14 protein-coding genes and 1 pseudogene are annotated in these 14,268 nt (G+C 59.4%); 6 read left to right on the top strand and 9 right to left on the bottom strand.

The features are described 5' to 3' along the window. Positions 1-34 precede the first annotated feature (34 nt). Both HUU60_05835 and HUU60_05830 read right to left on the bottom strand, forming a co-directional pair. On the bottom strand, positions 35-1,306 hold the full coding sequence (locus tag HUU60_05835; protein ID NUL82230.1) for a serine hydroxymethyltransferase: 1,272 nt from the start codon (positions 1,304-1,306) through the stop codon (positions 35-37). A 10-nt stretch (positions 1,307-1,316) separates the two neighbouring features. After that, positions 1,317-2,480 carry a phosphoglycerate kinase gene (locus tag HUU60_05830; protein ID NUL82229.1) on the bottom strand — a complete coding sequence of 388 codons (1,164 nt, stop codon included), beginning with the start codon at positions 2,478-2,480 and terminating at the stop codon, positions 1,317-1,319. A gap of 99 nt (positions 2,481-2,579) precedes the next feature. Here HUU60_05830 and HUU60_05825 point away from each other — a divergent pair, with 99 nt between their 5' ends. The 4 genes from HUU60_05825 (at position 2,580) to HUU60_05810 (ending at position 8,426) form a co-directional block, all read left to right on the top strand. After that, the gene (locus tag HUU60_05825) at positions 2,580-3,761 is read left to right on the top strand and encodes a saccharopine dehydrogenase NADP-binding domain-containing protein (GenBank protein ID NUL82228.1); all 1,182 of its coding nucleotides are present in this window, start codon (positions 2,580-2,582) and stop codon (positions 3,759-3,761) included. Positions 3,762-3,934: 173 nt separating this feature from the next. Then, positions 3,935-4,591, top strand: coding sequence for a peroxiredoxin (locus HUU60_05820; GenBank protein NUL82227.1), 657 nt, complete (start codon positions 3,935-3,937; stop codon positions 4,589-4,591). A 408-nt stretch (positions 4,592-4,999) separates the two neighbouring features. Next, positions 5,000-5,932, top strand: coding sequence for a hypothetical protein (locus HUU60_05815; GenBank protein ID NUL82226.1), 933 nt, complete (start codon positions 5,000-5,002; stop codon positions 5,930-5,932). Positions 5,933-6,248: 316 nt separating this feature from the next. Continuing rightward, positions 6,249-8,426 carry a hypothetical protein gene (locus tag HUU60_05810; protein ID NUL82225.1) on the top strand — a complete coding sequence of 726 codons (2,178 nt, stop codon included), beginning with the start codon at positions 6,249-6,251 and terminating at the stop codon, positions 8,424-8,426. A 78-nt stretch (positions 8,427-8,504) separates the two neighbouring features. Here HUU60_05810 and HUU60_05805 read toward each other — a convergent pair whose 3' ends face one another. From HUU60_05805 to HUU60_05795, 3 genes are read right to left on the bottom strand one after another with little or no spacing between them, the layout of a single operon-like run. After that, positions 8,505-9,362: an alpha/beta hydrolase gene (locus tag HUU60_05805; protein NUL82224.1), complete on the bottom strand. Its 858-nt coding sequence runs from the start codon at positions 9,360-9,362 to the stop codon at positions 8,505-8,507. Between the two features lie 49 nt (positions 9,363-9,411). Next, complete coding sequence (locus HUU60_05800; protein NUL82223.1) at positions 9,412-10,272, bottom strand: restriction endonuclease; 861 nt, start codon at positions 10,270-10,272, stop codon at positions 9,412-9,414. Positions 10,273-10,278: 6 nt separating this feature from the next. After that, positions 10,279-10,491: a hypothetical protein gene (locus tag HUU60_05795; GenBank protein NUL82222.1), complete on the bottom strand. Its 213-nt coding sequence runs from the start codon at positions 10,489-10,491 to the stop codon at positions 10,279-10,281. Positions 10,492-10,803: 312 nt separating this feature from the next. On the opposite strand from HUU60_05795, the gene HUU60_05790 reads away from it, so the two are divergent. Beyond that, positions 10,804-11,658 carry a DNA adenine methylase gene (locus tag HUU60_05790; protein ID NUL82221.1) on the top strand — a complete coding sequence of 285 codons (855 nt, stop codon included), beginning with the start codon at positions 10,804-10,806 and terminating at the stop codon, positions 11,656-11,658. Beyond that, positions 11,655-12,388: pseudogene (locus HUU60_05785) on the top strand (HNH endonuclease). Before HUU60_05790 ends, HUU60_05785 begins: the two are co-directional and overlap by 4 nt. 7 nt (positions 12,389-12,395) lie before the next feature. Here the strand turns inward: HUU60_05785 and HUU60_05780 are convergent. The 4 genes from HUU60_05780 to HUU60_05765 form a co-directional block, all read right to left on the bottom strand. Beyond that, positions 12,396-12,887 (bottom strand): SRPBCC family protein, encoded by a 492-nt coding sequence (locus HUU60_05780; GenBank protein NUL82220.1) that lies wholly within the window; start codon positions 12,885-12,887, stop codon positions 12,396-12,398. Then, positions 12,877-13,230: a helix-turn-helix transcriptional regulator gene (locus HUU60_05775; GenBank protein NUL82219.1), complete on the bottom strand. Its 354-nt coding sequence runs from the start codon at positions 13,228-13,230 to the stop codon at positions 12,877-12,879. Before HUU60_05775 ends, HUU60_05780 begins: the two co-directional genes overlap by 11 nt. 154 nt (positions 13,231-13,384) lie before the next feature. Then, positions 13,385-14,092: a DNA alkylation repair protein gene (locus tag HUU60_05770; GenBank protein ID NUL82218.1), complete on the bottom strand. Its 708-nt coding sequence runs from the start codon at positions 14,090-14,092 to the stop codon at positions 13,385-13,387. Continuing rightward, positions 14,092-14,268: hypothetical protein (locus HUU60_05765; protein ID NUL82217.1), on the bottom strand; the 177-nt coding region annotated here is incomplete at its 5' end. The genes HUU60_05765 and HUU60_05770, both read right to left, overlap by 1 nt.

Below are 14,268 nucleotides of genomic sequence, written 5' to 3'. Positions count from 1 at the left end.
AAATGAGCGGGGCAAAGTTTAGGACGAAAGTCCCTCATGCGTCCAAATGAACCGGAAAACGAGCGGTCAACTCGTGCACGGCAGAAGCCGTCCGGCTAAGATTCTCCTCGCTATCCGGGTCGCGAAGCGCCTGAGCGATCAGCCGCGCGATCTCGGCCATCTCGCCCTCTCGCATTCCTCGCGACGTTACGACCGGCGTGCCGATCCGAATGCCGCTGGTAACAAAAGGCTTTTGCGGATCGAACGGGATCATGTTGCGATTGACCGTAATGCTCGCTCTGTCCAAGGTTTCTTGCGCCTTCTTTCCGGTGATGCCGAACGGCGTCAGGTCGATCAGCGCCAAGTGGCTGTCGGTGCCGCCGCTGACCGCGCGAAAGCCTTGCTCCGCCATCGCGCCGGCCAACGCCCGCGCATTCGCCTTTACCTGCTTTTGATAGGATTTGAACTCGGGCTGGAGCGCTTCGTGAAAGCAGACCGCCTTGCCCGCAATCTGGTGCATCAGCGGCCCTCCCTGCAAACCGGGAAACACGCTCTTGTCGATGGCCTGCGCATGCTCGGCTTTGCACAATATCAATCCGCCTCGCGGCCCTCTTAGGGTCTTGTGCGTCGTGCTGGTTACAAAGTCGGCAAACGGCACGGGGCTTGGGTACTCGCCCGCGGCGATCAAACCCGCCGGATGCGCCATATCGACCATCAGATAAGCGCCGACCTCGTCCGCAATGCTTCTCAGCGCCGCCCAATCGATATCCCTCGGATAGCAGGTCGCGCCGCCCAATACGATTTTTGGCCTGTGCTCCCTCGCCAACGATCGAATCTGATCGTAATCCAACTGCTCGGTCTCTCGGCTTACCCCATAATGAACGGCCTTGTACAACCGTCCAGAAAAGTTGACCGGACTGCCGTGCGTCAGATGTCCGCCATGCGCCAGATCCATGCCCAAAAACGCATCGCCCGGCGTCATAAAAGCGTAGAACACGGTCATGTTCGCCGATGCGCCGCAATGGGGCTGCACGTTCGCATGTTCCGCGCCAAAAAGCGCTTTAGCGCGTTCGATCGCCAAACTCTCAGCCTCGTCGTGAAACTCGCAACCGCCGTAGTATCGCTTTCCGGGATAGCCCTCGGCATACTTGTCCGTCATCACCGATCCGACCGCCTCGCGCACGGCGCGGCTGGTAACGTTCTCCGACGCGATCAGCTCCAAGTTGCGCTCTTGTCGCAGGGTTTCTTTCTCGATGATCTCCGCAATAGCGGGATCGACAGAGCGCAAGTCGCCGTACCTTTGTGTTCGAATCGCATCGGTCGTCATGTTCGGTCTCCTATTTGTCCTTCAGCGCGGCAATGCCCGGCAGTTCGCGCCCTTCCATAAACTCTAGCGAGGCGCCGCCCCCCGTGCTGATGTGGCTCATCTGGTCTTCAAACTCAAACTGCTCGGCAGCGGCCGCCGTATCGCCTCCGCCCAAAATCGTCGTGCCCTTGCACTCCGCCATCGCCTGCAAGACGCCGAGAGTGCCCGCTTGAAACGGCTTCTTCTCGAACACGCCGACCGGGCCGTTCCACACCACCGTGCCCGCGCCCTTGATTTCGTTCGCAAACGCCTCGACGCTCTTTGGCCCTATGTCCAGCCCAATCTGATCGTGAGGAATCGCATCCGCCAACACGACAGAGGCAGCCGCCTCGTCCGAAATCTCGCTCGCGACGACGCAGTCAACAGGCAGCAGAATCTTGGGATCATCGACCAATGAGCGCGCGAAATCCAATCGCTCCTCGTCCAACAGCGACCGTCCGATCCCGTACCCTTTGGCCTTTAAGAAGGTGAACATCATGCCCCCGCCGATCAAGAGCCGATCGACCTTCGGCAAGAGGTTCTCAATCACGGCGATCTTGTCCTTGACCTTCGCCCCGCCCAAAAGGGCGACGAAAGGCCGCTCAGGCTGGCTCAGGGCCCCGCCCAAATAGTGAAGCTCCTTCTCGATCAAGAATCCGGCCACACCGGGCAAGAGCCGCGCAACGCCTTCCGTCGAGGCATGAGCGCGATGAGCCGTGCCGAACGCATCGTTCACATAGCGATCGCCATGCTTGGCCAAAGCCGCGGCAAAGCCCGGGTCGTTCGCCTCCTCTTCGGGATGAAACCGAAGGTTCTCTAACAGCAAGATCTCGCCCGCCTTGAGCGACGAACTGGCTTGCTCGGCCTCTTCTCCAATGCACTCGCGGACAAAATGCACCGGCTTGCCCAAAATCTCGCTCAGGCGCTTCGCCACGGGAGCCAGGCTCAAACTTTCGTCTCGACCCTTTGGACGGCCCAGATGAGACATCAGTACGACCGAAGCGCCTCCCTCGCACAAATGCCAGATTGTGGGCACGGCCTCGCGGATTCGACGGTCGTTCGAAACCGCGCCATCCTCCATCGGAACGTTAAAATCGACCCTAACCAGCGCCCTCTTGCCGGCCCATTCTATATCTCGGATGCTCTTCTTCTGCACCTTGGCCTCCCGGGGCTTCATTCTACCCGGCGGGTATAATATCGATGTTCCCTCGGGCCGCGACGGCTCGGGGGTTCTCTTTGCGAGGAGGCAAACAATATGGGCGTTACCTACGGAATAATGGGCGCGGGCATGCAGGGCCCCGCCGTCGCATACGATTTGGCGCAATTCGCCAATCCGGATAAGATTCTCTTGGCCGACATCAACGAAGAGTTGGCCCGATCCAAAGCGCACAAGGTCAATCGACTAGTCGGCAGAGAGATCGTCGAACCGCGAGCCTTGGACGTTACGAACGACGATCAAATAGCCCAGTTCTACGCCGAATGCGGCATGATCGTCAGCGCGGTGCCGTGGCAATTGAACCAGCGACTGGCCGAAAAAGCCTTAGAGCACAAGGTCAGCTTTATCGATATGGGCAACGAGCCGGACTGGTTCTGGTTCGAGTTTAGAAAACGCAACCAGGAGGCGGTCGATGCGGGCATCACGATAGTGCCCGACACCGGGCTCGCTCCTGGAATGGTCAACCATCTCGGCCTGTACTGCATGGAGAACATGGACGAGTGCGACGAGATTCGCCTTCGATGCGGAGGCCTGCCCCAAACTCCCCGACCGCCGCTCGGATACAAACTAGTCTTCAACATTATCGGCGTCATCTCGGAATACACCGGCGAGGCGCACACCATCCAAGACGGCAAAATCGTGATGGTGCCCACTTTGAACGACGTAGAGGCGATGGAGATTGCGCCCTTGGGCGTGCTGGAGGCGGCCTCCACCTCGGGCGGCACCAGCACCGCGCCCTACACGCTAATGGGCAAGGTCAAAAACTACAACTACAAAACGCTCCGCTATCCCGGGCACTGGCAGGCGATTCAATCGTTGCGCGATTTGGGCTTCTTCGACGAGCATCCGATCGGCAAGGACGGATGCGCCATCACCCCCCGCGATGTGGCTGCTGCAGTCATTCCCGACAAAATCCGCTTTCCCGAGGATAAGGACCTGATCGTGGTGCACGCCTTTGGGCGGGGCAAGAAGGACGAGCGTCCCTACGAGATCAGCCTCAGCATCATCGATTATCACGACGACGACACCGGCTTTAGCGCGATGGAGCGAATGACGGGTTTCGCCAGCTCCATCATTGCGCAAGGCATCGCGAACGGCATAACGCCCAAGGGCTTGGTGCCCTACGAGCAGACCATGACCGGGCACCAATACGTCAAGGAGTTCTTGCGCCGCGGCTTCCGAGTAACCGAGAAGATCGAGCACGTGATGGCGAATCACTGATCCGACCGGAAACGAATACCAAGGAGAGGGCGAGTAGGCCGCAAGCCCTGCGACGGCGTTAACCGCCGGTTGGCAGGATATGGTCGTCGTCCAGAGAATCAGTTTAACGGCGCGGACGTCGCCACGTTAAGGGCGAACACAACCGTTGCGCGCCAGGGAGGATGATTAAAGAAATGCTACGCATAAACGACGAGGCTCCCGATTTCACCGCCGAAACATCGCAGGGCACGATCAACTTCCACGAGTGGATCGGCGACGGTTGGGCCATCCTGTTCTCTCATCCCAAGGACTTCACCCCCGTGTGCACCACGGAGCTGGGTTACATGGCCGGGCTGAAGCCGGAATTCGAAAAGCGAAACTGCAAAATAATCGGCTTGAGCGTCGATCCCGTCAGTAGCCACAACAGATGGATGGAAGACATCGAGGCTACGCAAGGCCATAAGGTCACCTATCCCATGATCGGCGACCCGGAGCTCAAGATCGCCAAGCTTTACGACATGCTGCCCGCGGAGAGCGGCGACACCAGCGAGGGACGCACGGCCGCCGATAATCAGACGGTCCGAACCGTATACGTGGTGGGGCCGGACAAGAAGATCAAGCTGATGCTCACCTACCCCATGAGCACGGGCCGCAATTTCGACGAGGTGCTTCGAGTGCTCGATTCGATGCAGCTCACGGCCAAGCACAAGGTCGCCACGCCCGTGAACTGGCAGAGCGGGGACGACGTCATCATCTTGCCGTCGGTTTCAGACGAAGAGGCCAAACAGAAGTTTCCCGAGGGTTGGGACGCGCCCCGCCCCTATCTGCGGATCGTTCCCCAGCCCAAGTAACTTGCGCCAGCGCGAGAGAACTCTGCGGGCTTGAAGAATTGTGTCTCCTGCGCAGGGAGCGGATCGTCCTGGAGCGCCGCGATGTCGGTCTATAGGGAGCGGAAGGCGGTGCGCGATTGTTCGTCGGCTCCAAGGTGAAGAAAGCGCTCGTCCCCTGGCCAGATGCGGAGAAAAAGGCGTCGCTTTACATCTGTCCGAATGTCAAGCTAAAGCTCAACCCCGTCGGCCTGTTCGCCGCCGTTAGCGGGAAGTTAGGCTCATAAATCACGGGGCCAGGGTCATCCGTCCATTGGTGGGCGCCCAACAGAGAACAGACATCCCTTCATACAGCTCCGGCGCCGTGAGCGCGGCGCACATCCGTTGATTCGCAACCTTCTGGTTGCTTTTTCGGGTAGCCTTGTCTGTGCTATGAGACTTTGTACAATTTTCCTTGCCATCGTCGCATCCATTGCAACCATCGGCACGGCCTGGCCGGCGCCCCAGACCTCGCCGAAGACCGACGACCTGCGCGCGTTGGACGGCGAGTGGGTGTTTGTCGAGGATCGCACCGAGGGCCGCACTCTCGAGCAGCTGAATCCGCCCATGAGCTCAAGGTTCGTCTTCAAGGTCGAAGAAAGCGCGATCATTCTCGTGTGGGGGCATGGCGGCGGAGGCAACCGAGATGTCAAAGTCAAGCTCGACGGCGCTCCCACCGAAATTGCGGGCGCCACGGCTGGCGCTCTAACTCGATACCGAGCATCCTGGAAGGACGGCACGCTCGCCTACGAGATGGAGTTCGTTCGTGCGGCGGGCCAGGCGCCAGAAAGGCTTATCAAGCGGGAGTTCCGCATTACAGCAGACGGGCTGATCGTGCGCTCCAATCTGGAGCTGACCCCGGGCGTTTGGTCGGTTGGGCTCTTCCGCCACCCCCAGGACATTGCGATGCCCACGCCGGCCAAGGCCGCGATTGGCGACTTGGCGTGGCTCGAAGGCGCTTGGGTCGGAACCAGGGGCACGGGCGGCGCGATTTCGTTCGAGGAACGATGGAGCCCGCCAAAAGGCGGCGCCATGCTCGCCGTGTCGCGCACGGTCTCGCGCGACAGAATGTCCGCGTTTGAGTTCTTGCGCATCGTCGAGCGCGACGGCGGGCTGGTCTACATCGCGCAGCCCAACGGCGCCCCGCCGACCGAGTTCGTGCTATCCGAGCTGAGCAAGACGCGCGCCGTGTTCGACAACCCGCGCCACGACTACCCGAAGCGCATCGTGTACGAACTATCCGAGGGGGGCGCCCTGACCGCCACAATCGGCTACATGAAGGGCGGCGCCCCCCGGAAGTTCGAGTTCAAGCGCGAGGGCGGTTAAAAGCGCCGGGCCTTTAGGTCCCATCACCGAAGTGATCGCCGACGATGTGACGCCTCAGGTTCGGAAGCGGAGCGCTCGCTCTGCGCCGGACTCCGCTTACCAGCCCATTTTGAACCTCTGTCATTCCAGGCAGGATTCAAGTCTTTGTCGGGGAAGCATCTATCCACCTGGAAACCAACTGCCGCTGTCCCTTGCCTTGCCGCCGCGGATGGCTGTATCGGCGTGGGCGCTTTAGGCGGAGCAACCTCGTGAAGACAGGGACTAGCCATGCAATTCGCGGGCGCCTTGAAATCAATGCGCCCAAGGAGCGTGCGATATGTCAACTGTAGATCAGGACCTGGTGCAAAGCGGCTTTGATGTCGAGGCTCTCTTGGGAGCTAACTACCTGCGGATGCTTGTCCAGACTGCGGTGGACGCCGGAGAGATAGGTACGCTGTTCGAAAAGAATGGCGCGCAGGTCATTCTCCATTCGGTTCAGCAGTTCAACCGTTTGTATGATCCGATACCTATTGAGCCGCTAACCGACGTACCGCAGTCTCCGGATGCTTTCCAGACGGAGATCCTGTTCGGCCATCCATTGGGAGCAAATCTGCGGCTACGACTGAAACTGGAAGTTCTGAACCGCCCCGATCTGTTTCCCGCGCCGATCGATCTCATGATCAAGCTTGCTTTCGATCCCGCACACATGTTCGATGGGGAGGCGAGAGCCGCATTTGTAGTGGAGGTGGTCGATATCGTCGCAGAGCCGTTCATCTTTCAGAAAATCGAGGAGGAGACGCTTCTCGACAAGCCTGCCTTGCTGTTGCTAGTCCAGGGCGAAGTGAACCGCCCGATCGACCTGGGGGCTTCGAGCAAGTTCAAGCAAATCGAAAAGATGGAGATTGCTTGGCACGAAGCGGACGCGAGCCACGACGCCGCACTAGGCATCTACGTCAATGTGCGGCTGCGAAATGGCGACGAGAGCGATCAGTTCGTCGGCCCGCGGGGCGACCTCGCCAATGCGCGCAACTTCCTTCCTGCCGACGAGGATATTGCGATGGCGAGCAGGCCCGGGCTTTACGCAGACCTGGGCAAGGACCTCTTCTCCCGCTCGGCGCTAAAGCGCCCGCTTGGTGGGTTCGATCACATTCTGCGGCCCAACATCCTCAGCCCCACGAGCAAGAACATCGGCAATGTGAACAGCATCAGCGTGGGGCAAGCCTTCGGGACAGGGGTTGGCGGCGGAGCCTCAGTTCCGCTGCCGATCAACGGTCTGCGCATCCAAATGGATGGCGAGTATCGAGACCCAAAGAAGTTAACCTTGACCGACGTGACGGTAACGGTCCACATCAAGCCGGTGATTAAGAGCGACGGCACGCTGACCTGGGACACCGACTTCGGCGTAGACGTTGATCTCTTGTTCGAGTTTCTCACTTTGTGGGGAGCCATGCTCACCTTCATTCTCGCCGGGCCGATAGGGGCGGGAATCTTTCTGGGTGCCGTCTTTGTTGCCCAGATTGCGGCCGACATCTATCTGGGCGAAAAGTATGACGACAGGGTTGCCAGAAAGGCGGACGCGACACTCGCCGACCTCATTCCGGATCGTCTGACCGTCAAGACGCGGCGCTGGGACCCGTTCTATGCCACTAAGCATCAGGTCGTAGTCAAGCCCAGCCAGGCACAGTTCAATGCGCAAGGCTTCATGCTCTGCGGCAAGGCTTTCGTCGGAAGGGAGCTGGCACCGCCGGAGGAGACCGTGATTCGCGACGACTTTCGGGACCAGGACAACACGATTCTGACGGCGATCTATCAGGTTTCGGATGCCGAGCAGGTACTTGCGGATCGCGCGCTGCAAGCGTACGGCCGCCATGAGCGAACTTTCGTGCCGCCGACGCCCGAGGAGCCGACCTTATTCCCCCTGACCTTCGCGCAGTTTGCTGCCCGGGCAAACGATCCCGATGGCAGTCTGGTCGCTCACCCAATCCCTTACTTTATCGCCTACGTTCATAAGGAAAACAACACGATCAGGCACGTGCTCGTCATTTCGGGCACCGAACTTGCGGAATTGCGACAGGCGCACCGAAACGCGAAGAGCGACGAAGTGCTCGCCCAGCTTACGGCGGACGAAGGGCCGCAGATTCGGCAGGACGTTATCGACGAGCTGAGCGCCAACGGAGGTGCGCCGACCGAGGAAGAGATCGCTGCGGAAGTAGATCGCCGGTTGGGCGACCGGCTGAAGCAGGAGATGGACGACTTTGAAGCTCCGACCCCGTTGGAGATGGCGTTCAGCGGCGAGCTGAAGAGCCACGTGCGCTGGCAGCTCACGCCGCAAGAGATGTTCAATCTGGTCGCCCGTACCATGATTAGCGCTGACTCGAACCTGCGCTTCGTCAAAGGGCCCGGAGGCAAGGTGTACCTGCGCGACATTCGTACACATGGATTCGAGGGCCGAGACAACCTTCGCCAGCGTCCGCGGTACAAGCCAGGCCCCAACGGGCCGGAGTTCCTGGACTAACGGGCGCAGTTGCAGTAGACGACCGTCAGCAAATAGCGGCCCCGACAACGCACACTGCCGCCGCGGGCCGCAGCACGGCTACGGCTTCGCGTCGAGGAAGTCGTTCACCATCGGCACGATGATGGACATGCGCTGTATCAGGGTCACGTGGGTGGTGTCGGGCAAGATGGCTAATCGCGATGACGAGCGCGGACCCATGTCGCCGTGGGTCTCGCCACCCTTGAGCCGAAACATCTCCGCGACGTGCGCCAGCAGAATGCCGTCCGCGTCGCCGTGGATGAAAAACATGGGCGCCTTGGTGGCCTTCAGCTTGTCGGTGCCGAGGTCGTACCCTTTCGCGAACATGGCGACGAGTCGCCGGACGAACTTGGGAAAGTCGTCCGGAGTCGGACTTAGCTTCTTGTACTCGGTCTCAAGGGGCGAGCCTTTGAAATCGTCCGCCGTGAGTTTCGAGATAAGTTCGCCCGCTCCCGCGACCATGCCGTCCGGGCGGAACGTGGACGATAGGATGACCGCCTTTCGCACTTTGTCCGGATGGCGGATCGCACACTGCATCGCCACGGCTCCGCCCATGCTGTAGCCGATAAGGTCCGCCCGCGGGATCTTGAGATGATCGAGCAGCGCGGCCACATCGTCGGCGAGGTTTTCGTAGGTGAAATCTCGGGAGACGTCCGCCGTGCGGCCGTGGCCCTGCATTTCGACGGCAATGACGCGTCGCGTCTTGGCCAGTTCGCCGATCCAGTTCTGCCCGTTCGGGGCGTCCCAGTTGTTGGTGATGGTCATGAACGCGCCGTGAAGCAGCACCACCGGTTCGCCGCTCTTTCCGATTCCCGGCTTGTCCCCGATGGTCGGGGCAGGCGGTCCGTGGATTTCGTAGTACATGTTGATTCCATTGACCGGCGCGTAGCCCGTCGTTGGCTTCTGCTGCGCCGACACGTTAGTTATGACGAGTGTCATGAAAAGGAAAGCTGTCTTCCGCATTGTCCTAAAGAGAATCCAACCAGACCCCATCAACTTCCACAGACTCTACCATCGTTATGTTCACACCCAGCCCAAGTTCCTTCAGCCGTTCAACGAGTTGCTCGCCATCTAACAGGTCAACGGGAGGAGCACCGTCGCGAGTCGCCTCGGCGATGGCCTTTTGACTGAAGGAACCAGTTGTGGCAAACAATCCCTTATCGGTGCGACCTTGCATCGCACCCCTAAAGTCGCGAATCTCGGACGGGGAAACGCTTCCTTGATAACGCTTGCATTGAAACAAAACTCTGAAACTGAGAAAGCCACTGATACGAGCAATACCAACGCCGTCGATACCTCCATCACCTGTTCGCCCGGTGACTTCGACGTGTGTAAACCCTGACTCTCGTAGCATCCGCTGGATCAAACGTTCAAAAGCTGCGGGCGGGAGCGCGAGCAGCTTTTGAAGATACTGCTCGTGCCACCCAATCTCAGTCGGTTCAGAAGCGGCTGGCGAATCAGGCGGTTCAACGCCTGGTGTTGGAAGGGCGCGCCCCGGAAACTGCGACCGAACAAAGGCAACGACTTCTCTGGGATCAATGCTTTGTGCCGACTTGCCGCTGGTGGTGAGCGACCAAACTCCTCTGCTCGAGTTTTCGACGAGCCCGAACTTCTTCAAATATGTGCGGCTCCATGCGAGCCGATACGCAACCTCGGAAGTTGAGGTCGTTCCGTGAGGAACGTCCAACACCTCATCGCTGAGCGTCATGATCTCCGCTACCTTAGAATTGATTTCCTCTATGGATCCCGACCCGCCAAGCAACTGCAGAGCTCGCAGCGTCGGCTCGATCATCGAGTCGTAAGACGGAACAATAGTGGAGTTCGCCATTCGCCCCTAGCTATGCGCGATCACCGTCAGCGTCGCTGACCAATCGGTCGTTACCGCGTCGTTGTCCACATAAGCCGCCTGATACCGCCGCTCCTCAGGAGGGCCGGAAGCAAGCGGCGCTCGGTTGTCCACGAAGGGCGGGTTCATGTCGGTGCCCAGATCGGTCCAAACAACCTCCGTTCCACGTTGCGAGTCGGTCAGGTCTAGATAGACGGCCATAGTGGGTTGATTTTACCCCTTCCCTCCGTATTTCTGTCGCTCTCCCTTCTGTGCGCGTCGCTCGCCCTTGGGTTTCTGTGCCTCTCCCAGGTGTGCGCGCCTCGCTCCCTCGTGTTCCTGCCTCTTCCCCCTGTAGGTGTGTGGCAAAAGCATGGGGGAGAGCCCCGTGAGCGGCTTGGACGCAACGAAATCCGTCATTATTGAAGCAATGGCTTTCAAACCGGGAGCGTTTGTAGCATACTGATGACTACTATGAGGGTCCCGCATCCGATCCCATACCAGGGAAGCAAACGCAAGCTGGCACCGACCATCTTGAACTACTTTCCGAGGGGCTTTGAACGGCTGGTCGAGCCGTTTGCTGGCTCCGCCGCTGTCAGCCTTGCAGCAGCATCTTCCCGACGCGCCTCGAGTTTTCTCCTGAACGATGTCAATGGGCCGTTGATGGCGCTCTGGGACCGCATCCTCACTGCCCCAAAGGAATTGATGCAGGCGTATGCCGAGCTTTGGTCAGACCAACTCGGCGATGAGCGGCGGTTCTACGATCAGGTCCGCACCGATTTCAACAACGACCGCGATCCTGCCCGGTTTCTCTATCTGCTGGCCCGCTGCGTCAAAGCGTCCGTTCGTTACAACGCATACGGCGAATTCAACCAAAGCTCCGACAATCGACGGAAGGGTGCGCAACCTGGGACCATGGCCTGGCACGTATTGGGAGCCTCGGAGCTTTTGCGAGAACGCACGGAAACTCTGAGCAAAGACTACCGAGAGGTTTTTCAGCTCGTCCGGCCCTCAGACCTCGTCTACATGGACCCGCCATACCAGGGGGTCTGTGTTACACGAGCCCCCCGTTACATTGAGTCGGTTCAGTTTAGGGACTTCGTGGCGGGGCTTGAAAGCTTGAACGCGCGCGCGATCTCTTACTTGGTGAGCTATGACGGGCACCTTGGCGACAAAAGCTGCGGAGAACCGCTGCCCGATCACCTTGAGTTGCGTTGCATCGAGGTCCACGTTGGCCGTTCGAGTCAGGCGACCTTGCTTGGCCGCAACGATGACACCTGCGAAACTCTCTACTTGTCTCCCGCGTTGTGCAGCAGGCTTGACATTCCGGTGCCAGAGCGTGTTTCATTGCGGGTTGGGCAGGCAGATCTGTTCGCGGAGGTTCGTTGAGTAAGCCCGATTTACCACCTGAGTTCGTTGCTCGGTTAAAGGCAATCACTGCCAAACGTGCGAAGACCGTCATCGATCACATTCTTGAGCATGGATTCATAACAACCGAGGAACTCAAGGACACTGCGGCTACAACCACCCGCCTCGCGCGATTGGCGACGTGCGAGACAACGGGATTCCGATCGAAACCTTCCAAGCGAAGGGAAAGGACAACCGGGCCATTGCCGCGTACCGATTTGGCGATCCTTCGGCCGCCAAGGCAGATACCTTCCAGGGCAGGACAACCATTTCGAAGGAGTTCAAGGAAAAACTGATCGCAAAGGACGGGAGCAAATGCGCGATTACCGGACAACTCCTCGAGGACCGCTATCTCCAGGTCGACCACCGAGTTCCATACCGAGTTGCAGGTGAAGATGCCGAGGGCGACAGAAAGCTTGATGACTACATGTTATTCAGTGGATCGGCCAATCGCGCAAAGTCGTGGTCGTGCGAGCATTGCAAGAACTTCCTGGAGCTTCTGGACGCGAGTATTTGCAAGACCTGCTATTGGGCAGACCTTGTGAACTACAAGCACGTTGCCATGGAGGACATTCGCCGACTCGATCTTGTGTGGAGCGGCGAAGAAGTCCAAGACCACGACAAACTCCGGGCGAAGGCCGAAGACGCTGACACCGAGATTCAAGAGTACGTCAAGTCGTTGGTGCATGAAGCCGTAAATGGCGGCTCTTAAGAATCGGCTATTTTGTCTCCGCACTTGATCCCAAACTGGCGAGAAGCTCGTCGAGCTGGTCGAGCGACTCGGGCAGCGCGCCGGTCGAACCGTCGGCTTCCAGCGCTTCCTTCGAAGGATAGAGATTGCTCACGGTCAACAATGTCTTGCCTTCGATTTCCTCGAAGGTTACCGTGGTAACGGTCTGGCCGGCGTCGCCTTCATCGTTGGTCCAAACGAGGCGCGAGTCGGGCGTTACTTCCAGGTACGTGCCGAAGAACTCCATCGTCGAGCCTTCGTGGAGGAACGCCAAACGATACCGCCCCCCCGCGCGAACATCCATCTCGCAGGAAACCAGATTCAGCCCATACGATTTGGGTACCCACCACCTCCGGAAGAGTTCGGCCTTGGTCCATGCCTCGAACACGAGGCGCGCTGGCGCGTTGACGGTGCGGATGACGACGATTTCGCAGTCGGACTTCCGCTCCACCCTGGTCTCATTTTCTCTATTAACGTCCATTTTCCTTCTCCTCCCGGTTCAATTCCTCGACAACAGTGTCCAACTCGTCGAAGCGCACGGCCCAGAGCCGGCGATACCCCTCGATCCATGCCGCCTCTTCTTCCAGTCCGCGCCGCCCGAGTTTGCAGATCCGCACGCGCCCAACCTTCTCGGTGCGGACGAGCCCCGCTCGCTCCAGTACCGCCACATGCTTCTTCATGCCCGTCAGGGTCATGCGGAACCTCTCGGCAAGGGCGGTGATCGAAGCGTCCGCACGGCCGAGTTGCTCCAGAACGCCGCGTCGGGTGGCGTCCGAGAGCGCGCCGAACGAGGCATCGAAGCGAGTTTGACTATACTGCACCATATGGTTCAGTATACCACATGGGCGACGGCATTGCAAGGGGAGGCGTTCAGACTCTTGGTGACTCTGATGATGGCTGCTATCGAAGCAGCGCGTCGTAGCTGAACCCGAACTCGGCCATTGAACTAAAGGGGCAAAGAAATCGTAAGTTAGGCCCTCAACATCTCGCCGATTTGCGCTTTTTGCCGATGCGGCCTTTGTCGGCGACTTTGCGGATGTAGTCCGGCGCAAAGGGCACTTTGCACGCCGTATTGCCCATGTCTACCTGCACCGTGCCTATCGCCTCCCCAGCGCGCAGAGCCTCGTCGGTCAACTCGCTCACGTAACTTCCCAGCGCGATCACAAAGCCGTTCATCTTGTACCGCACTTTGTCCGGCTGGGCGTGAATAGTCGCCGAAACGCGCTCTAACAAGCCCCGCAAAGCCGGAATGTCCAGCTCGCCGTCGTCCTTTACGGCCACCAGGCTCGACAGTGTCCCCCAGCCGACGACCTGTGCCTTCTCGTCGGGACTTTCAATCCACTCCAACGCAAGGTCCCAGCCGTGCGGGCCGTCTGCCGCCACCCAGGCGACCGCAAACTCGGCGACCGCGTCGCTGCTAGTTTTTTCGAGCCAGCCGCGCAGGTCGTCCTTGGTCATCTTGGTTTCGTCGGCGATCAGCCCGGCCAGGTACATCGCATCGTAAACGCCGGTATCGTAGAGGTCGAGCGCGAGTTGGTAGTTCTTCTTAATCGCCTTCTCGTACTTCTTCAGCTCCTCAACCTTCACGCCGAAGAGCGGCCCGGTAACGCCGTGGTTGCGCAAAACGCGACGGTAGCCCTCCGTTCCGAGCGGCTCGATCTCTTTAAGGATTTGATCTGCGGTCATCAAAAATGCACCTCCTGATCGCCCCAGCATGTCTGCAGGTAGTCGATCTGCGCGGCATGGGAGAAGGCGTGCGTTCCCGGCAGCATCATCAGGCGGGTCATCGGCACCGTCCAGCCCAGCGAAGTATCCAGAGTCATGCCGATCGCCTCCGGCGTCAAGGTATCGAGAGCGGCAAG

It is taken from the genome of Armatimonadota bacterium (genome assembly GCA_013359125.1).
In the GTDB taxonomy this organism is placed as follows: domain Bacteria; phylum Armatimonadota; class Fimbriimonadia; order Fimbriimonadales; family GBS-DC; genus JABWCR01.
This window is presented reverse-complemented; position numbering and strand designations above follow the sequence as displayed.

What these genes read in the sequence shown, in the direction of transcription:
- HUU60_05835 (NUL82230.1), bottom strand. Translation starts at nt 1,306, where the DNA reads ATGACGACCGATGCGATTCGAACACAAAGGTACGGCGACTTGCGCTCT.
- HUU60_05825 (NUL82228.1), top strand. Translation starts at nt 2,580, where the DNA reads ATGGGCGTTACCTACGGAATAATGGGCGCGGGCATGCAGGGCCCCGCC.
- HUU60_05820 (NUL82227.1), top strand. Translation starts at nt 3,935, where the DNA reads ATGCTACGCATAAACGACGAGGCTCCCGATTTCACCGCCGAAACATCG.
- HUU60_05815 (NUL82226.1), top strand. Translation starts at nt 5,000, where the DNA reads ATGAGACTTTGTACAATTTTCCTTGCCATCGTCGCATCCATTGCAACC.
- HUU60_05810 (NUL82225.1), top strand. Translation starts at nt 6,249, where the DNA reads ATGTCAACTGTAGATCAGGACCTGGTGCAAAGCGGCTTTGATGTCGAG.
- HUU60_05800 (NUL82223.1), bottom strand. Translation starts at nt 10,272, where the DNA reads ATGGCGAACTCCACTATTGTTCCGTCTTACGACTCGATGATCGAGCCG.
- HUU60_05795 (NUL82222.1), bottom strand. Translation starts at nt 10,491, where the DNA reads ATGGCCGTCTATCTAGACCTGACCGACTCGCAACGTGGAACGGAGGTT.
- HUU60_05780 (NUL82220.1), bottom strand. Translation starts at nt 12,887, where the DNA reads ATGGACGTTAATAGAGAAAATGAGACCAGGGTGGAGCGGAAGTCCGAC.
- HUU60_05775 (NUL82219.1), bottom strand. Translation starts at nt 13,230, where the DNA reads ATGGTGCAGTATAGTCAAACTCGCTTCGATGCCTCGTTCGGCGCGCTC.
- HUU60_05770 (NUL82218.1), bottom strand. Translation starts at nt 14,092, where the DNA reads ATGACCGCAGATCAAATCCTTAAAGAGATCGAGCCGCTCGGAACGGAG.